A 19,246-nucleotide genomic window follows, 5' to 3' on the forward strand; every position below is an offset into this window, starting at 1 on the left:
TGGGGGGTTGGGGGGCAGAAGCGCTGAAGAACGAAGCAAAAAAACTTCATCGAATTCACGTTAAAAATAGGTGCAACAGATCGATCAGCCAAGCTTAGTCAAAGTTCCTAAAATTGGAGGATTTAGGGATGAGGATCTGTAGCAAGTAACTGTTGATTTGGTATGAAGTCTGCTCAACTTGAACTCGATCGTCAAAACTCACCTTACCAAATCTCATGGACTTCAGTTCTGCTTTACCTACGTTTGTGATTACCCTTCGCGAAGGCGTTGAAGCCGCGCTTGTGGTTGGGATTGTGTTGGCTTACCTAAAAAAAGCAAAACAGCGACATTTGAATCCCTGGGTTTACGGGGGAGTGGCAGCGGGACTGGTCGCTAGTGCGATCGTCGGCGTTTTGTTTGGCTGGATGCTGCAAAGTTTGGGATCGTCTGATCAAAAATATGCTCCCGTTTTGGAACCCTTGCTCGAAGGGGGGTTTAGCCTGCTGGCGATTGCCCTTCTGAGTTGGATGCTGATCTGGATGACGCAAAACGCTCGACACATGAAACAAACTGTGGAAGGGGCGATCGGCTCTGTTTTGACCACGGACACGAAGGCGGGATGGGGCGTGTTTTCGCTGATTTTCTTTGCGGTACTGCGAGAAGGGTTTGAGACGGTGTTGTTTATTGCCGCTAAGTTTCAGCAGGGACTTGTGCCCGCTTTGGGAGCGATCGCCGGAATCATCGCCTCCGTGGGCATTGGCACTTTACTTTTTAAGTGGGGCGTTAAGCTAAATCTCAGAAAGTTCTTTATGGTCATGGGTGCCCTACTGCTGCTGATCGTTTCAGGCTTGGTGGTGACGGCTCTAGGACACTTCGACACAGCGTTTAATACCCTGGCGCAACTCGATCGCAAATCACAATCGCTCTGCTTCTTTTACGAACGCTTTGCCAAACCGCTGGATCGAAACTGCATTCTGGGCCCGATGGTCTGGAACATGAGTAAAATATTACCAGACGATCGCTTTCCTGGCATTATCTTAAGTGCATTGTTCGGGTACACTCAACGGTTGTATTTTGTTCAAGCCCTGGGTTATGGAATCTTTCTAATTACCGTGGGTGGAATCTATTTCCAAAGCTTGTCCGGACGTGTCATCTTTCCATTCCAAAAAAATCGCGAGTCTGTTACAAAATAATTCACTCAAGCTAATAATTCCCATGCGAGAACTTGATGTCAAAGCCGCAACCAATTTGCTCAATTCCATAATGGAATCTGAACTGTCGGGCGTGGTTCGCTATACTCACTACTCATTGATGGTCACAGGGCCGAATCGAATTCCAATCGTGCAGTTTCTCAAAGCCCAGGCCACAGAATCGCTGCTTCACGCTCAACAAGCTGGAGAAATTTTGACGGGATTAGAAGGACATCCGAGTTTGCGAATTGCACCGATCGAGGAAACTCACAAGCATTCAATCTACGACATTTTACTCGAAAGCTTGCACCACGAATCGAGCGCCCTGAGCTTATACAAAAATTTGCTCGAAGTCGTTGAAGATGCCAGCATTTATCTAGAAGAGTTTGCTCGAACGATGATCGGTCAAGAAGAACTACACGGCATGGAATTGAAGAAAATGCTGCGAGACTTCAGCCCGACTGGAAGGTAGAATTTGAGTTTGGAAGATTTTACTGATTGCTAATGTGTCTATTTAGCAATCTAACTACCGTTGTAAAAACAAAACCTACAGCGTTTTCGGATCTTTGATCTGGCTTGTCATTCTCTACAAGGTCAAAGGCATCTCCATTAGCGTTATCATAAATGGAATTTGTGCCCCTTTACAGAGTCGATTATGCACCGTCTTGCGACCATTCCCGGAGGTTGGAACCCATCAGCAGAGGGTGTGATCTTTGTCGAACAGCAACCCGCCCCGATCGTTTTCATTACCGCCGCCGACACCGACATTCAAACCCTTGCGGCCGCCGTCACTCAGTTACCTGATGGCTTCCCCGCCCTGCGTGTGGTCAATTTACTTCAGCTACAACAACAACTGACGGTCGACACCTACGCCGAAGATGTGTTGAGTCAGGCTCAGGTGATAATTGTGCGGGTGATTGGGGGGCGATCATACTGGAGCTATGGGTTAGAAGTGGTTGAGGAAACGGCACAGCAGACGGGTGCAAAATTAATTATTCTGCCGGGTGATGAGCGTCCTGATCCCAATCTCACCAGTCATTCAACGGTTTCTCTAAGCGAAAGTAATCAAGTTTGGCAATACCTCTTAGAGGGTGGCCCTGACAACTATTGCAATCTTTTGAAATTCATTTCAACTAACTATTTACAACAAAAATATTCGGTTTCTCTCCCTAAATCGGTTCCTCGAATTGGCGTTCGTCAATGGCAAAAACGAACCAAAAAATCAGAAGTCGGAATCTTATTTTATCGCGCTCATTATCTTGCGGGAAATACAGCCGTTATTGATGCATTATGTGAATCTTTAGCCCAAAGAAACTTATCGCCAATTCCCATCTTTGTTTCGTCATTACGCGAACCCGCCGTTCAGAAAGCGCTGCTTAAATATGGTCGGCACCTTGATTTATTGCTGAATACAACCAGCTTTTCCCTCGCTCGATTAGACACCGAAACACCTCAAGTCGAATTGTGGGAGCAATTGAATGTTCCGGTGCTGCAAGTGATTTTGAGCGGCGGAACTCAAGAACAATGGGCATCTGGCTTTCAAGGATTGGCACCCAAAGATATGGCGATGAATGTCGCACTCCCCGAAGTGGACGGAAGAATCATCACAAGAGCCGTTTCCTTTAAGTCAGTCGAAACTCAAAATGCTCGCCTACAAACCGATGTGGTGGTTTATGAACCGATCGCCGATCGCATTCAATTTGTGTCTGACCTGGCAGCAAATTGGGTAAAACTGCGACAAACTTCGCCTAAAAATCGAAAAATTGCGCTGATTTTAGCCAACTATCCCAATCGAGATGGGCGGTTAGCCAATGGAGTCGGTTTGGATACTCCCAACAGTTGTCTCGAAATTCTCAAAGCGCTCAAACTTGCAGGATATTCAGTCGGAAATATTCCCGAAAACGATCAAGAATTGATTCAATTACTAACAGCAGGCGTAACGAATGATCCCGAAGGTCGATCGCTGAGAAAAGTGCGGCAGTCCCTCTCAATAGAACAGTATCAACCTTATTTTGAGCAGCTACCGATCGCCATTCAAACAGGTGTCAATACTCGCTGGGGAAACCCTTCAGAACCGACCTTTCCGATTTCAGGAATTCAGTTAGGAAATGTGTTTGTCGGTATACAACCTGCGCGAGGCTACGATCGCGATCCTGCTCTCAATTACCACGCGCCCGATCTCGAACCTGCCCATGATTATTTTGCGTTTTATCACTGGGTTAGATCCAAATTTGGAGCAGGGGCGATCGTGCATGTCGGCAAACACGGCAATCTAGAATGGCTCCCCGGAAAAAGCGTGGCACTTTCTGAAAACTGCTATCCCGAAGCGGTTTTTGGGGCGACTCCTCATCTCTATCCGTTCATCGTCAACGATCCCGGCGAAGGATCTCAAGCCAAACGACGCGCCCAAGCTGTGATTCTCGACCATCTAACGCCCCCCATGACTCGTGCCGAACTCTACGGAAATTTGCACCAGCTAGAAGGGCTAATCGACGAATATTACGAAGCGCAAACGCTCGATCCGGCTCGACTGGGACTGGTTCGCGATCGCCTTACTCAGTTAATTTTGCAAGAAAATCTCGACCAGGATCTAGGACTCGATCGTTCAACTTTAGATGACTCCACTTTGCCAGCCTTTCTCAAAACCGCAGACGGCTATCTCTGTGAATTAAAAGAAGCTCAAATCCGAGATGGTTTACACATTTTTGGTCAGTGTCCCCAGGGCAGACAACTCTGCGATTTGACGGTGGCGATCGCTCGCAATCCCAATGCCAATCGATTAGGACTGACTCGTGCGATCGCTCAAGACTGGCAGCTAGACATAGATCCCCTCACGGCTGACCTGGGTGAATCAGTGATCACGTCTCATCCCAAACTCAATCACTGCCAAATTGTCGGTGATGTTGTAGAAGTGATTGAACTTTATGCCGCAGAACTAATCACCCAACTGATTCAAAAATCTGACATACCCGCTATCGGAACTGCTACAGATCAAGAATTGAATTGGATTCGCGATCGCTTGCTTCCAGCATTACAGAAAACCGATCAAGAAATCATCAATCTGTTACGAGGATTAGACGGGAAGTATATTCCTAGCGGTGCTTCGGGTGCTCCCACTCGCGGTAGACCAGATGTTTTACCGACGGGACGAAACTTTTACTCAGTTGACATTCGAGCCATTCCCACGGAGACGGCCTGGGAGATTGGCAGAAAAGCCGCTGAGACGTTGGTAGAGCGATACACCCAGGAAAATGGTGAATATCCCAAAACATTAGGATTGTCCGTTTGGGGCACGTCTACCATGCGAACGGGCGGTGACGACATTGCAGAAGCCCTCGCATTACTGGGAGTCAAACCAATTTGGGATGGCGTTTCCCGACGGGTGATTGACTTTGAGATTTTGCCGCTTTCTAGTCTCGATCGTCCCCGTGTCGATGTAACGCTCAGAATTTCTGGCTTCTTTCGCGATGCGTTTCCCAATTTAATCGATTTATTTGACAGTGCGGTGATTGCAGTCGCTCAACTAAAAGAATCAGCCGAACAAAATCCGCTGTCACAAAAAGCAACACAAGAACGAATCTACTGGGAATCACAAGGAATACCCGCAAAAGAAGCAGAGGAGCGATCGCTGTATCGAATTTTTGGATCAAAGCCAAGTGCCTATGGTGCTGGACTACAGGGACTCATTGAGGGACAAAATTGGACAGACGACTCAGATCTAGCCCGCGCCTACATTGACTGGAGCGCCTACGCCTACACCCGCAAATCCCAAGGAAAATCAGCCCCCGAAGCCTTCCACCAGCGCTTGAATAATATGCAAATTGTGTTGCAAAATCAGGACAATCGAGAGCATGATCTCTTAGATTCTGACGATTATTACCAGTTTCAGGGCGGCTTGACCGCTGCGGTACGATCGCTTTCTGGCACCTCACCCCAAACCTATTTTGGAGACAATTCTCGCCCAGAGCAGCCAAAAGTTCGCAAATTAGCCGAAGAAATCACCCGTGTTTATCGGACTAGAGTGGTCAATCCCAAGTGGATCGAGGGGACGATGCGGCATGGTTACAAAGGTGCGTTTGAGATGGCAGCCACATTGGATTACCTGTTTGCCTACGATGCAACGGCCAACTGCGTTCAAGATTTCATGTATCAAGGCGTTGCAGAGGCTTACTTATTCGATCGTCGCGTTCAAGAGTTCATTCAACAAAACAATCCCTGGGCGTTGCGAGACATTGCAGAACGACTACTCGAAGCGCACCAGCGAGGATTATGGAAAAACGTCCCCGACGCGACGATCGACCAACTACGCGCCTTAGCCCTAGAAGCAGAGGGAGCGATCGAGACTCAAATATCCTGATGCATCAAAACGCTGTGGAAGGTCGAAAGTCCCCCAGAATTGGCAGCTTGAGAGGAAGAAGCGTTGAATAACAAAGCAAAAAAACTTCATCGAGTTCAGGTTAAATGAACAAGATTGTTACTTGTAGATCCTACCTTCGAGCTTATTAAATCTATATTGCGGTTCTTGAACGGATGAAGTACATCGGGATCTTTGCTATACAACCCCTATAATCAACTCTCATGCTTACCTTACTCAGTCGTTGGGTTACGCTGCAATTGAGTGATGGCTTCACGAATTAACTTTATTTCATGGTTAAGAGACTTTTCAAAAAATGATTTTATCTTCTCTTTAACGCTGTCTAAATCTCCATCTTCGTAATCTGAGGCATTGAGAATTGGTATTGCAAAAATCTCATTCCATCCTGCTCCTTTAAGTGTTCTTTGGCGTTTTCCAGGAAAAGAGTTTCTGATCGCATCATAAATATTTTGTTTCAAATTTTGATCCCCCGGCCCCGCAACTAAACCTAGCCCAAGATATTGCGAATCATTCCAAAATTGAAACAGCAATATACGCTGACTGCTTGTCCATCCATGACAAGTTTTCTGGAACTCCAGTTCATCCCATTCCTTTGGGGCAAATCGAATACATTTCTTATTGCAATCATCTTTTTCAATATCGTGTTCCTGATTATTTTGAATGAGTTGCTGAAGGAAATCTGAGATTTCTGATTGCCAGTCTGGACGGTGCTCATAAATTAAATCAAGGGCTTGTCGATGCTGTTTATAGATTTTTCGACAGAGGTTGGCAATTTCTGAGTCGCTCATGATGTGTCTCTTAATTAGGTTACTGTAATGGGTCATTAAGCTGCGAACGTCGCCATTCATCTTGGCACTGTGTTGCAGACAGATACTGTCTATACAATTAGCAATTGTCTCGTAACTCAGCGAATGCCAATTTGACTCAGATGCTTTATCCCCATCCTTGGTGAGATATATCAAGCACTTTCGATAGTCAGGAAACTCAGTCGAAACTATTTCTCCATACCTGTTTAACTGGTCAGAATGTTCGACGGAATCGACTTTATTTTCAATTGCAATCACGATCTTGTTAATTGGCGAGTAAATCAAGATATCAATATTTCGATACTCTCGCTTAACTTCTGTGTCTTCTAAACTGGCAACATCGATTTCGATCGCACTAAACGGTGGATCTTCAAAATCGAGCAACGTTGTAATGAGAAATTTTTTGAGGAATAAGTCGCCAAAATAGTGAGATTCCGACGGGTTTAAGAGAAATGCCAGAAAATAGGAGTGGCGAATCTCCTGTCGAGTCATTCCAACCGCTTCAAAAATATTGAAACTCGATAATTTTGATTCTAGTAAAGTGAGATCTGGATTGTCAACGATTAAGGCTTCTAGAATACTCTGATCAGCTTTATCCATATTAGACTTGTTGGGTTTTAACAGAAAAAATCGCCGAATCGACTGTCAGATATAGCTTCCAGGGATCTTTGGCAAAACCTCTAAAAACCTGACCAGGACTAGGCTTCAAGGATTTTTGGGCTTATTAACCAACAACTCTATTATCTGATTCATACTCAAAGCAGGTTAAAAGGCAGACTTTTGAAATTATAGCGGTTCTTGAACGGATGAAGTACATTGAAATCCCTGCTGTACAAGCGCTACAAATGTCATACCATACCTCACTCTGGTGAGAACCGCTATAACCACAAGAAACACATTGATCTCAAGCGGTGATGAGTCATTTCTAATCTTCTGGTTTATTAACTTTGAAATATAAAAAAGACAAACTGGAGTAAAACGACATATCGACTTCATATCAACTCAACCGATACTTTAGCCAAAATGCCAGCAACGGCAATGCAATTCGATAACGATATTCTGGGCCGTAGACCAAACCTTTTTGTTCTAAACTAGCCAACGCTCCTTGCAGTCCGCCTCCCCTCGAAAGATGATGCTTTTGAATGTATTCTCTGGCATGAGGGCTATCCGTTGGGTCGAGCGCCAAACTTTCTAACACCCTTACCTGGCTGGGCGGCAACAACAAAATTAACGACTCAAACGTGACAGACAGATCTTCAACCAGCGCTAAGGTACTGCGATGAATATGGTGAGCTTGAATGAAGCGTGAAGCGCGAAGGGTGAGGGGTGAAGCGTCAGAGGTGGATTTTTGCCATTCCCCAGATTGATCTCTCGTTTTGATGTCAAGCCAGACTCGCTGAAGTAGCGCGATCGTATCTCTAAAATGCCCCTGCACATGGTTGAGAAAAAGCGACAAAGCCTCTGGCTCAAACTTCAGATCTTCGGGAGCGATCGCCGTTTCTAACCAGGGTGCCAGATCTTCATCAGACAGCGGGCCGAGCGAAACGACTTGCAGATCGCTCTGCTCAACCCAGCGTTCGGCAACCGTTGCAATTAGCGCATAGCTGACTCGACTCTGCTGCTGAATTTCTTGGCGAAGATAATGCTCCCATTTGCTGTGACGATCCCACGATCGCATATGAGGAAAATTCTGAAACACCAGCACCACCCGACAGTCGAGCCACTCGGCCAACACCTGCGGCAATGTCAGTAAAGCTTGAAACAACGCCCATTCTTTGCCAGACGAAAACTGCCAGACTAAACAAGTTCTGCCGTTGGGCAACTTTTGCAAAATCAGCGGTTGGGTCTGGCTCCAGCGTTGAATTAGCGCAACCTCTTTAGGAGACTCAAAGGCGGCAATCAAGCCCTCAGCCAGTAGTTCGAGAAAGCGGCGGTAGTCTGTGGCTCTCAGGCAGTCAATTTCGATCACTCTGGCTCCACATTTTCTCGCGGCCCAGCGCACCAGCGTTCGTCGCCCAATGCCCGGAACGCCCGCCAGCACCAGATCCCCGTCGGCTGCCAAAATCTTGCTGACCTGTCGCAGTTCAGTTTGCCGACCTACCAAATTTTGCGGAACAAAGGGATTGCCAACCATCGCGAGTCAGAAAAAATTTGTGACGATCTCAGACTTTGGACTCTAGACTATGAAGAGTTAAACGTCAGAGTCTATCTGCAAATGGCTTTTGGCTTTTGGCTTAATCACCAACGGTCTGGACTCTACAGTCTATCCTGCAAATCAGAGATTTCACACTATTTAATAGTGCTATCTCTCTTATTTAAGCACTATCATTGAGTGCTGTAGGCATCCATTTTTTGTTCGTTTCAATTAAATTCTATGGCTTCTAACTCATTGCCCACGATCGACGCAGCTTGGCACACGCTAGATGTTCAGCAAACGATCGACTCACTGCAAACTGACAGCAAAACCGGACTCGACTCTCAACAGGTTTCCGATCGCCGGGTCAAGTTTGGCCCAAATGAATTGGAAGAAGCAGGAGGGCGCAGTACGCTGACGATTTTGCTCGATCAGTTCAAAAACATCATGCTGCTGATGCTGATTGGGGTAGCGCTGGTTTCGGGCATTTTGGACTTGCTAGATCTGTTGCAGGGGACGGGCAAGCCAGGAGACATTCCCTTTAAGGATACAATCGCAATTTTGGCGATCGTGATTCTCAATGGGGCGCTGGGCTACATTCAAGAAAGTCGGGCTGAGAAGGCATTGGCGGCGCTCAAACAGTTGTCCTCTCCGCGAGTCAGAGTCATCCGAGATGGCAGAGTCAGTGAAATCGATTCGCCCGATCTGGTGCCCGGAGACTTGATGCAGGTCGAAGCAGGCGTACAAATTGCCGCCGATGGGCGTTTGCTCGAAGCCGCTAATTTGCAGATCCGCGAGTCCGCCCTCACCGGGGAAGCACATGCGGTCAACAAGCAGGCTACCCTACAGCTACCTGAAGAAACCTCTCTAGGCGATCGCCTCAATCTTGTCTACCAGGGGACTGAAGTCGTGCAGGGTCGCGGGACGGTGATGGTGACTGGAACGGGAATGCGGACGGAACTGGGTAAAATCGCCACCATGCTGCAAGCCGTCGAGTCTGAGCCGACCCCATTACAACAGAGAATGGATCAACTCAGTCAAGTTTTGGTGACGGGGGCGCTGGCGCTGGTGGCGATCGTCGTCGTCGTGGGCATTGTCTCGGCACGCAGCTTTGCGCCGTTGAGAGAGTTGCTGCAAGTGTCGCTGAGTATGGCGGTGGCAGTGGTGCCAGAAGGGTTGCCTGCGGTGATTACAGTGACACTGGCGATCGGGACTCAGCGCATGGTGCGGCGGAATGCCCTGATTCGTAAGCTTCCGGCGGTTGAAACACTCGGCTCTGTCACAAATATTTGCTCTGATAAAACGGGAACGCTGACACAAAACAAAATGGTGGTGCAATCTCTGCATACCGCAAGTGCATCGCTGGCCGTCACCGGAGAAGGATACAGCCCCAAAGGAGAATTCACGCTACAGAAGCGCAAAATTAATCCGTCAGATAGTCCTGAAGTCCGCGCTCTGATGCTGGCCTGTACGCTGTGTAACGACTCAATTTTGCAAGAAGACAAGGGTCAGTGGACGATTTTGGGCGATCCAACCGAAGGGGCGCTGCTAACCGTGGCGGCCAAAGCTGGGTTAGCAGCCGATCAATGGAACAGCAAGCTACCGCGAGTCCAAGAGTTTCCCTTTTCGTCTGAGCGCAAGCGGATGAGTGTGATTGTCAAAGATACGGCAGACTTGCTCAAATCAGAAACAGGCTTTTTGGCGACTCCGTTTCTCATGTTTACCAAAGGCTCTCCCGAATTGATTTTGGAGCGTTGCCAACAGATTCAGATTGGCGATTCGGTACAGTCGATCACACCAGAACAGCGTCGGCAAATCCTCGCCAAAAATAACGAACTCGCCGGAAAAGGCCTGCGCGTTTTGGGCTTCTCTTACAAACCACTAACCGAATTGCCACCCGAAGGTTCAGACGAGGTGAGTGAAAAAGCCCTGGTCTGGCTGGGACTGGTAGATATGTTGGATGCGCCGCGCCCTGAAGTCAGAGATGCTGTCGCGCGCTGTCGATCGGCTGGCATTCGCCCCATCATGATCACCGGAGATCACCAACTCACCGCCAAAGCGATCGCTGAAAACCTCGGTATTGCCAAACCTAGCGATGAAGTTCTTGTGGGTCGTGACCTCGAAAAAATGGATGCGCGCGAGTTAGAACGGCAGGTCGATCGGGTCAGTGTCTATGCACGAGTGGCTCCCGAACACAAACTGAGAATTGTCCAGGCGCTGCAAAAAAACGGCAAAATCGTAGCCATGACTGGAGATGGTGTAAACGATGCGCCCGCCCTCAAACAAGCCGATATCGGGATCGCAATGGGCATCACCGGAACGGACGTGAGCAAAGAAGCCAGCGATATGGTTTTGTTGGACGATAACTTTGCCACGATCGTCGCCGCCACCGAAGAAGGCCGCACCGTCTACACCAACATTCGTCGCTTTATCAAATACATTCTCGGCTCCAACATTGGGGAAGTGATTACGATCGCCGTTTCACCCCTACTGACTACGGGAGGCGTTCCCCTTTCACCCTTGCAGATTCTCTGGATGAACCTCGTCACCGACGGATTACCCGCTCTAGCGCTGGCTGTTGAACCTGCGGAACCCAATGTCATGAACCGTCCGCCCAACAATCCAAGTGAGAGCATCTTTGCCAGAGGCTTGGGCGCTTACATGCTGCGAGTGGGAATTGTGTTGGCAATCATCACAATTATTCTCATGGTCGGATCATACCAATACACCCAACAAGTGAATGGGAACGGACTCGATGCTGATCGCTGGAAAACAATGGTTTTTACAACGCTGTGTATTGCCCAAATGGGACACGCGATCGCCATCAGATCGAATACCAAATTGACGATCGAGCTAGACCCCAGAACCAACCCTTACATCTGGGCTGCGGTGGTTGTGACGACGCTGCTACAACTCGCTTTGGTCTACGTTCCACCGTTGAGAGCCTTCTTTGGCACCCACTATCTCACCTTCAATGAACTAGCCGTCTGCTTTGGCTTCAGCGCCATCATGTTTGTCTGGATCGAGCTAGAAAAACTATTTGTGCGCTGGTACTTTAGCCGCAAACAAAAGTAGGACAACCCAACCGGATCGAGGGTTGAAATCACAGTGCAAACAATATTTCATCCCTCCTCCTTTCTCCTTCCTCCCTCCATCCTCCCTAATTCTTAAAGCCTGTGTAAATTCCTGGTTTTTGCTGAACAATTCTCCGCGATCGCAGTGAAATCTTTTGAGTAATGAAGTGTGTTATGGAACACGCCGGATTACCCAAACCGAGGAGCGCTGCAAATGAAACGATTAGCCTGGAAATTCTGTCTGATCAGCCTAATCGTTTTGCCTCTGGGCATCAGCGCGATCGCCTTTCAAGTGCTCAAAACGCCCCATTCTTCTAGCTGTGAAACGATCAACGATCAAGCCAATGCGTCTCAGCGATTGTATTGTGCCAAAGCAAGCGTGCAGCAGAAAACGCCTGGTAATCTGGCGGCCGCGATTCGTTTGTTGGGCAATCTGCCTTCAGACCTTCAACCAGAAGGAAAGCAATTGGTTCTGCAATGGTCAAATGAGTTGATGGAGCAGGCAGAAATCGCCTTTCAAGCTGGGGAGTTTGAGAACGCGATCGACCTGGCTAACTCAATTTCCCGAACTTCTCCAACCTATGACGCAGCCCAGCGCCGCATTTCTGATTGGAAGCAGTCCTCAGAAAAGGCGGACGAGATTGCGGAAGCGGCGATCGATCAGATGGCGCAAAGAGAGTGGACTCAAGCACTCAAAACGGCTGGTCGGCTAAAGTTGATCGTTCGGGCTGCCTGGGTAACCGATCGCCATATTGCATTGGTGCAACAAATCAAAGCCGATCGTGAATTTCGAGATCCCAATCGGGCGATCGAGCCGCCTCGCAAAAGGGCCCCACTGAACTTTAAGTCCAATATCGCCAAGGCTGTAGCTCAGAAGCCCACTGCAAAGCCAACTGTAAAAGCGCCTGTGTTACCCATTGAGCCAGTTTCCTTAGTAGAAGCCACTCCACCCAAAGCGTTACTGACTCCCGTCGTCAGTCAAAACGAAGCCGTGATGAAGCATTTGGTCGAGGAGACGAGTTCATCAAGCGGTCTCAAAGGGATGTCTGCTGAAACAGATCTCAAAGAGATATCTGCTGAAGCAGATCGCGTCATTCCCGCGTTTCCTCAAGTTCCTGCGCCTGTGAAGGAGGGCGATCGCAAAAATTAGGGGAATTCTGGGTTTTCTGGGTCTTCGCCGATCACTTGCTGTATCTCTGACTATAGAAAGGGTGCTAAGAGGCATCATTCACAACTCAAAACTTTATTTGTGGTTTTACTTCTGACAAAGCGTTGTCTCTGTTAATCTGGGCACAGCGATCGCACAGAGGAAACACGGGCATGAGTGAGAGTGCTGTTCTGATTTCGAGTTCTGCTAGAGATCGAATTGACCATGATGTGTTTATTTCTTATTCGCGCAGAGACAGTGAGTTTGCTCGTGGCTTGCTGGAGGCGCTGAAGGGGGAAAACCGCGACACCTGGGTTGATTGGCTGTCGATTCAGGCGGCGGAAGATTTTTGGCAGGCGATCGTGACGGGCATTGAGGCTGCAAATAGCTTCATTTTTGTGATCAGTCCTGATTCGATCGCGTCTCAGTATTGCAATCAGGAGATTGATCACGCGGTTTTGCATAAAAAACGGTTGATTCCCGTTGTGTGTCGCTCAGTGTCACCTGAAACAGTTCATGCGTCGCTGCGTCCGCTCGATTGGATTTTCTTTCGAGATGGCGAGTTTGAGCCTGCGTTTGCGCGATTGGTGAAGGCGATCGACACTGATCCATTGCACACGCGATCGCATACAAGGCTGCTGGTGAAGGCGATCGAATGGAACAAGCGGGGACGAGACGACAGCTTTTTGTTGCGAAAAAGTGATCTCACCGAAGCGGAAACCTGGCTGGCTGCAAGTGCTGACAAGGAGCCAGTTCCCACGGATTTGCAACGAGACTACATTAGCACCAGTCGTCAGGTTGAGGATGACTACAATCTACTGCTGGCAAAAGGGGAACGCGCCCTGCAACGGGTGAAGCTTGCGGCGATCGTGGTGCCTGTTGCGGTGGCGATCGCGGCGATTGCCGGAGGTTATGCCTTCTTTCAAGCTCAAAACGCAAAAGATGCAGGTCGAAGGGCGCTCCTTGCAGTTCAAAACGCGACAGTTGCAGATCAGAAGGCGGAAAATGCAGAAAAAAGAGTGACGGTTGCCGATCGAAACGCGAAGAATGCAGTTCAAAACGCGACAGTTGCAGATCGGAAGGCGGAAGATGCAGATCAGAAGCGCAAAGGTGTAGAGGGAAGGCTGACCAGCGCAGAAGTGAGGCTGACGGCAACGGAGTCAAAGCGCAAAGATGCAGAACAACAGTCCGATCGCGCTAAACAAGCTCAAGTCATGGTGCAAGACCTGCTGAAGCGACAAGAAGATACACTCAACACGACCAGCGCGAACTTAGACCAAAAGCAAAAGAACATCCGGGATGTGTGGCAGTTTAGCAATGCTCTAGCTGAGAGCGCAAAGGGAAATTACGACAATGCCTTGGATATCTTCAAACGAGTGATCAATCGCAATCCTCTCAACACGTTTGCCTTAATGGGACGCGGTTATGTCTATCAGCAGAAGAAGGATTACCCAGCAGCAGAGGCAGAGTTTCAGCGGGCAGTAGAAATTGATCGCAATGATCCAATTGCCTGGTTTGCCCTAGGTAATGTGCTGTCTGACCAAAGCAGACTTGATAAGGCAATCGCAGCTTACAACCAAGCAATCAAGCTTGACCCTAAATATGCTACATACAACAATTTGGGCAATGCGTTGTCTAGGCAGAACAAACTCGATGAGGCGATCACTGCCTACAACCAAGCAATCAAGATTAACCCTAAATATGCTGATGCTTACAACAATCTGGGCATTGCCCTGTCTAAGCAAAACAAACTTGATGAGGCGATCACTGCCTACAACCAAGCGATCAAGATTAACCCTAAATATGCTGAAGCCTACAACAATCTGGGCATTGTGCTGTCTGACCAAAGCAAACTTGATAAGGCGATCACTGCCTACAACCAAGCGATCAAGATTAACCCTAAATATGCTGAAGCCTACAACAATCTGGGCATTGTGCTGTCTGACCAAAGCAAACTTGATAAGGCGATCGCAGCTTACAACCAAGCAATCAAGATTAACCCCGAATATGCTGATGCTTACTACAATCTGGGCATTGCCCTGTCTAAGCAAAACAAGCTCGATGAGGCGATCACTGCCTACAACCAAGCGATCAAGCTTGACCCAAAACATGCTGAAGCCTACAACAATCTAGGCAATGCGCTGACAAACCAGAACAGACTTGATGAGGCGATCGCTGCTTATAACCAAGCGCTCCAGATCAATTCCAATTTGGCGCAGGCTTATGCCATTCGTGGGGTAGCTTACTTCAAAAAGCAGCAGTACGATCGTGCCCTTTCAGATCTCGATCGAGCGATCGCACTTGGCTTCAAACCTGATGAGTTGCTCCAGTTGCGAGAGCAGGTGAGAAAAGAGATGAAATGAGGAATGAGCAGCTTTCTCTTTTGTCGAAATAGCCCGATCGCTTCACCTGGACAAAAAAGGCAACCCCATCTGTGGGATCGCCTGATCAAGTCTGGAAAGGTGAATAGATAAAACTTGGTTTCAAACCAGATTTAGAGAAGAAATCAAACCGCTTCTAGATTCTTTTCTCCAGTGCGAATCCGAACCACCTGGTCAACAGGCGTGATGAAAATTTTGCCATCACCGATTTCGCCCGTTCTAGCAGCCACAATGATCTTGTCAACCACCATGTCCACCTGATCATCTTCGATCACAATTTCAACCTTAAGCTTTTGCAAAAACTCGACCGTGTATTCTGAGCCACGATACCGCTCAGTTTGACCCTTCTGCCGCCCAAAGCCTCGGACTTCAGAAACCGTCATGCCCACAATTCCCGCATTCACTAGCGCGATCTTGACTTCATCAAGTTTGAAGGGGCGAATGATTGCCTCAACCTTTTTCAAGCTCCTACACTCCTTGTCACATATCGATATCTATCAGCATGACACTATGTATCACCGTTACGAGGGAAGTAATTGTAACGAATCGTACATTTCCCCAGGTCATCTTTCCTAAGTCACCGTTATTTCTAAAGTCTCTCACGATCGCATCCCAATTTTTTTGACGAACTGTTGCGCTCCTACGCTATCGGCTCTGACCTTTATCAAGATTTGTTGCTGTTTGAGAAAATCAAGCAAATTTTTCGATCGCGCTGCATTCAATCGCGCCTCACTTATTAGAAGACGGCAACAACGGACGCACGATCAAAAATCCCGTTCCAAAAGCGGAGACCACAATGAGAACAATCACTAGACCCAACCACCAACCGCCCAACTCGCCTGGCTTTTTCTCAGACTGAATTTTGCGACGGGGCTGGCTTTCTTGCTCATAGACGATCGTCTCAGGGGCAAACACAGATTCGGTGCGAGCAGGCTTGGGAGCCACAGGCGGACGGCTCGGCATTGTCGGAACGCTGGGCGGCTCGATCGGCATCTCCATCCGAGGAGTGGGAATCTCGGCGGACGCAACGGGGGGCAAATTAGTGACAATCTGCCGGAGGTGAATCGCCGACTGAGCAGCCCGTTCGATCTCTTGGCGAAGCTGCTGATTTTGCTTGGCTAACTGATGATTTTGCTGGGTGAGAGCCTCCATTGTCGTCCTGGCCGCCTGAAGCTCTGCGGTGACTTCTCGGTAAAGCGAGATCGGAACAGAGGGCGAATAAGCACTTGCAGACGGTGGAATCTGCCCAGAAGGAGGAATATTTCGCATGGACGGCGAGGGGTTTTTGGATGTCATCTCTTTGGTATCAAACAAATAGCAGGCGGTTGGTTAAAAACGTATGCCCCAGAATAGCTGTAATTAGACCAATGGACGCAAAAATCGTCAAAAATTTGAGCAAAAATCGTCAATAGTTGACCTGGAGCGATCGCTAATTTTCTATCTAGGTAATTGCTCAAGAATGATAGCGCTGTTTCTGTCAAAGCGATCACCTGGAGACTTGTTAAAATCAACAGGTTTTAGAATTTCAATTTACTACTCACACGACCCGCCTACTATGAATTCTTCTCAAACGCAAGAAACTCCCTCCGAGTCGGTGAAGTATGGTGAACGGCTGATCGAGGAAGGCAATCTAATCACGTTCCCTAATCCGCGCCCTGGTCGCCGCTACCACATTTACATTACGTTACCGGAGTTTACCTGCAAGTGTCCGTTTTCGGGCTATCCAGACTTTGGCACCATCTACGTAACCTATGTGCCCAATCAGCGCGTGGTCGAGCTAAAAGCGATCAAGCTGTATATCAATAGCTACCGCGATCGCTACATTTCTCACGAGGAGTCCGCAAACCAAATTTTGGATGACCTAGTAGCCGCCTGCGACCCGCTAGAAATCACGGTAAAAGCCGACTACACGCCACGAGGAAATGTGCATACCGTTGTTGAGGTGACGCATCGGAAGGAGGGATGAGGGATGAAAAGAGGTGAGGGATGAAAAGAGGTGAGGAGGGCAATAGTCAAAAGTGACGATCGAGGATGATTCAAGCAGTCCCGCGTCAAGCTCTCCCGAAACGCAGTTGCTTTCATCCCTCATCCCTCATCCCTCATCCCTCATCCCTCATCCCTTCAAAGTCCCTCATCCCTCTTTCTAACTCGCCGCAGCCACATCACCCAGACCCAGCCCAAAAAGCTGCCGACAAAGTAAGGCGGAAAGTCTGACCAACCAAACGTGTTGCCCAAGACCAGTCTGCCAGGGAGCGTAGCGCGAATCGCTTGCAAAAACGGCGGTTGCCACAGTTGCAGAAACTCGATCGCACAGGTCACTAGACAAACCGCGATCGCTACCTTTTTCGGCGAAAATTTGGGAAATCCGGTCAGCGCCAGCGTAATCCAAAACATCTCATAAGCGACACTGCCCAAAGCATCATCTAGCCACGGAAAACCACTCTGAGAAAATCGGATCAGATAGCCGATCGGCACGAGCAAAACGGTACTGATCAACAGAGCAATGCGATAAAACATGGGGAAAGGAAGAGGCGCGATCGGGCTATTTTGATCAAACTAAAAAAGACTTGGCTCTTGATCTGACCAGCCACAAGGAGACAGCGATGAATGTAACTGAGATTTGCCGCCAGCGCACTGATGCAGGCATGGTCGCGCTACAAGGGTTTTATAACGGCACGACTGGACTCTGGAACACAACGGGCTGGTGGAATGCGGCCAACGCTTTGGAGACGACGATCGACTACTGCACCCTGACGCAGAGCCAAACTTATCGCACCAATCTAGCAAACACCTTTGAGAAAAATCGCAGCAAAAATTTCTTAAATGAGTTTTATGACGACGAGGGCTGGTGGGCGCTCACCTGGATCAAAGCCTTTGATCTGACTGGAGAACCGCGCTACCTCAACATGGCAAAGACGATCTTTAATGATATGAAAGGCGGCTGGGATGCGATCTGTGGCGGCGGAATCTGGTGGAGCAAACAGCGCAAATATAAAAATGCGATCGCTAATGAGTTGTTTCTTGCGATCGCGGCTCGGCTGCACTTGAGAACACCAGGCGACAAGGGAGCGGGTAGCTATCTCGATTGGGCGGTTCGCGAATGGAACTGGTTCAAAAACTCAGGCATGATCAATCGGGACAATCTGATCAACGATGGACTGACCAGCAATTGTCAAAACAACGGGCAGACCACCTGGACTTACAATCAGGGCGTAATTCTAGGCGGACTGGTAGATCTGTATCGAATCACGAACGATCGGGCACTGTTGACCCAAGCGGGAGCGATCGCCGATGCTGCCATTCGCGCACTGGCTCCTAACGGAATCTTGCGAGAGCCTTGTGAACCAGATTGTGGAGCAGACGGGCCCCAGTTCAAAGGCATCTTTGTGCGAAATTTGCTGGCGCTCTATCAGGTGACCAACAAGCCCGCCTACAAAACGTTTATCACTCGCAATGCTGACTCGATTTGGGCGCAGTGTCGCAATGATGCCAATCAGTTTGGGCTGTCGTGGGCGGGGCAATTTGACCGATCGGATGCAGCCCGACACAGTGCGGCAATGGATGCCCTGAATGCGGCGCTCGCCCTCAATTTTGAAAGCACTACGCCAGACACCTACCAGGCTGAAAGGGGCATTCTCCATCAGTTGTTGACGGAGGCGATCTATCCGGGCTATCACGGTGGCGGCTACGTAGCAGGCTGGAATCGCGACGGACAGTGGATTGATTTTAAGGTGACGGTGCGATCGTCCGGTCGATATGCGCTGACCTTCCGGTATGCGGCGGCAGGGGGAGAGTCGAGTCGCTATCTGTTTGTCAACGGCAAGGGCATTGTCGCCAATCTCATCTTTCCTGGAACAGGCAACTGGAGCCGTTGGAGTCAGGTCACAGTTCCCCCAGTCTTGCTCAATGCTGGAGAAAATACGGTTTCTTTGATCTTCGATCGCTCCAAAGGCAGCCGCAATTGGCTCAATCTCAATGAATTAATCGTACAAAATGGCTAGAGACAGCGTGAATTCAATGTTTTAAAATTCAATGCTCTAAAGTCTCCAGAATTGGAAGGCAGAAGCTTGACAACGAAGCAAAAAACTTCATCGGACTCACCTTAAAAACAACGTGAATTCGATGAAATTCCTCGCTGTAGCGATCACTCCAGGCAGCCC

The 19,246-nt window shown here is 48.7% G+C and carries 13 protein-coding genes; 8 read left to right on the plus strand and 5 right to left on the minus strand.

Going from position 1 to position 19,246, the window contains the following annotated elements; translation table 11 throughout:
- Positions 1–215 precede the first annotated feature (215 nt).
- The 3 genes from ACKFKF_RS28525 (at position 216) to cobN (ending at position 5,526) form a co-directional block, all read left to right on the plus strand.
- On the plus strand, positions 216–1,172 hold the full coding sequence (locus ACKFKF_RS28525; protein ID WP_446870757.1) for an FTR1 family iron permease: 957 nt from the start codon (positions 216–218) through the stop codon (positions 1,170–1,172).
- A gap of 22 nt (positions 1,173–1,194) precedes the next feature.
- Positions 1,195–1,641, plus strand: a complete 447-nt coding sequence (locus tag ACKFKF_RS28530; protein ID WP_446870759.1) for a ferritin-like domain-containing protein — start codon at positions 1,195–1,197, stop codon at positions 1,639–1,641.
- A 183-nt stretch (positions 1,642–1,824) separates the two neighbouring features.
- Positions 1,825–5,526, plus strand: a complete 3,702-nt coding sequence (cobN, locus tag ACKFKF_RS28535; RefSeq protein WP_446870760.1) for a cobaltochelatase subunit CobN — start codon at positions 1,825–1,827, stop codon at positions 5,524–5,526.
- Between the two features lie 230 nt (positions 5,527–5,756).
- On the opposite strand, the gene ACKFKF_RS28540 is transcribed toward cobN, so the two are convergent.
- The gene (locus tag ACKFKF_RS28540) at positions 5,757–6,950 is read right to left on the minus strand and encodes a PDDEXK-like family protein (protein ID WP_446870761.1); all 1,194 of its coding nucleotides are present in this window, start codon (positions 6,948–6,950) and stop codon (positions 5,757–5,759) included.
- Between the two features lie 397 nt (positions 6,951–7,347).
- Positions 7,348–8,484 carry an AAA family ATPase gene (locus tag ACKFKF_RS28545; RefSeq protein WP_446870762.1) on the minus strand — a complete coding sequence of 379 codons (1,137 nt, stop codon included), beginning with the start codon at positions 8,482–8,484 and terminating at the stop codon, positions 7,348–7,350.
- Positions 8,485–8,724: 240 nt separating this feature from the next.
- Here ACKFKF_RS28545 and ACKFKF_RS28550 point away from each other — a divergent pair, with 240 nt between their 5' ends.
- The 3 genes from ACKFKF_RS28550 (at position 8,725) to ACKFKF_RS28560 (ending at position 15,068) form a co-directional block, all read left to right on the plus strand.
- Positions 8,725–11,559 (plus strand): cation-translocating P-type ATPase, encoded by a 2,835-nt coding sequence (locus ACKFKF_RS28550; protein ID WP_446870763.1) that lies wholly within the window; start codon positions 8,725–8,727, stop codon positions 11,557–11,559.
- A 213-nt stretch (positions 11,560–11,772) separates the two neighbouring features.
- Positions 11,773–12,708 (plus strand): hypothetical protein, encoded by a 936-nt coding sequence (locus tag ACKFKF_RS28555; protein WP_446870764.1) that lies wholly within the window; start codon positions 11,773–11,775, stop codon positions 12,706–12,708.
- A 122-nt stretch (positions 12,709–12,830) separates the two neighbouring features.
- Positions 12,831–15,068, plus strand: coding sequence for a tetratricopeptide repeat protein (locus ACKFKF_RS28560; protein ID WP_446870765.1), 2,238 nt, complete (start codon positions 12,831–12,833; stop codon positions 15,066–15,068).
- A 143-nt stretch (positions 15,069–15,211) separates the two neighbouring features.
- Here ACKFKF_RS28560 and ACKFKF_RS28565 read toward each other — a convergent pair whose 3' ends face one another.
- The gene (locus ACKFKF_RS28565; RefSeq protein ID WP_446859801.1) at positions 15,212–15,550 is read right to left on the minus strand and encodes a P-II family nitrogen regulator; all 339 of its coding nucleotides are present in this window, start codon (positions 15,548–15,550) and stop codon (positions 15,212–15,214) included.
- 265 nt (positions 15,551–15,815) lie between these two features.
- The gene (locus tag ACKFKF_RS28570; RefSeq protein ID WP_446870766.1) at positions 15,816–16,355 is read right to left on the minus strand and encodes a hypothetical protein; all 540 of its coding nucleotides are present in this window, start codon (positions 16,353–16,355) and stop codon (positions 15,816–15,818) included.
- Positions 16,356–16,641: 286 nt separating this feature from the next.
- On the opposite strand from ACKFKF_RS28570, the gene queF reads away from it, so the two are divergent.
- A complete protein-coding gene (gene queF / locus ACKFKF_RS28575; protein WP_446859803.1) occupies positions 16,642–17,052 on the plus strand; it encodes a preQ(1) synthase in 411 nt (136 codons plus the stop codon).
- A gap of 155 nt (positions 17,053–17,207) precedes the next feature.
- Here queF and ACKFKF_RS28580 read toward each other — a convergent pair whose 3' ends face one another.
- Positions 17,208–17,603, minus strand: coding sequence for a ribosomal maturation YjgA family protein (locus ACKFKF_RS28580; protein WP_446870767.1), 396 nt, complete (start codon positions 17,601–17,603; stop codon positions 17,208–17,210).
- Between the two features lie 86 nt (positions 17,604–17,689).
- Between ACKFKF_RS28580 and ACKFKF_RS28585 the strand changes: the two genes are divergently transcribed.
- On the plus strand, positions 17,690–19,087 hold the full coding sequence (locus ACKFKF_RS28585; RefSeq protein WP_446870768.1) for a glycoside hydrolase family 76 protein: 1,398 nt from the start codon (positions 17,690–17,692) through the stop codon (positions 19,085–19,087).
- Positions 19,088–19,246 lie beyond the last annotated feature (159 nt).

The organism is Phormidesmis sp. 146-12 (assembly GCF_052939495.1).

What these genes read in the sequence shown, in the direction of transcription:
- ACKFKF_RS28525 (WP_446870757.1), top strand. Translation starts at nt 216, where the DNA reads ATGGACTTCAGTTCTGCTTTACCTACGTTTGTGATTACCCTTCGCGAA.
- ACKFKF_RS28530 (WP_446870759.1), top strand. Translation starts at nt 1,195, where the DNA reads ATGCGAGAACTTGATGTCAAAGCCGCAACCAATTTGCTCAATTCCATA.
- cobN (WP_446870760.1), top strand. Translation starts at nt 1,825, where the DNA reads ATGCACCGTCTTGCGACCATTCCCGGAGGTTGGAACCCATCAGCAGAG.
- ACKFKF_RS28540 (WP_446870761.1), bottom strand. Translation starts at nt 6,950, where the DNA reads ATGGATAAAGCTGATCAGAGTATTCTAGAAGCCTTAATCGTTGACAAT.
- ACKFKF_RS28545 (WP_446870762.1), bottom strand. Translation starts at nt 8,484, where the DNA reads ATGGTTGGCAATCCCTTTGTTCCGCAAAATTTGGTAGGTCGGCAAACT.
- ACKFKF_RS28550 (WP_446870763.1), top strand. Translation starts at nt 8,725, where the DNA reads ATGGCTTCTAACTCATTGCCCACGATCGACGCAGCTTGGCACACGCTA.
- ACKFKF_RS28555 (WP_446870764.1), top strand. Translation starts at nt 11,773, where the DNA reads ATGAAACGATTAGCCTGGAAATTCTGTCTGATCAGCCTAATCGTTTTG.
- ACKFKF_RS28570 (WP_446870766.1), bottom strand. Translation starts at nt 16,355, where the DNA reads ATGCGAAATATTCCTCCTTCTGGGCAGATTCCACCGTCTGCAAGTGCT.
- queF (WP_446859803.1), top strand. Translation starts at nt 16,642, where the DNA reads ATGAATTCTTCTCAAACGCAAGAAACTCCCTCCGAGTCGGTGAAGTAT.
- ACKFKF_RS28580 (WP_446870767.1), bottom strand. Translation starts at nt 17,603, where the DNA reads ATGTTTTATCGCATTGCTCTGTTGATCAGTACCGTTTTGCTCGTGCCG.
- ACKFKF_RS28585 (WP_446870768.1), top strand. Translation starts at nt 17,690, where the DNA reads ATGAATGTAACTGAGATTTGCCGCCAGCGCACTGATGCAGGCATGGTC.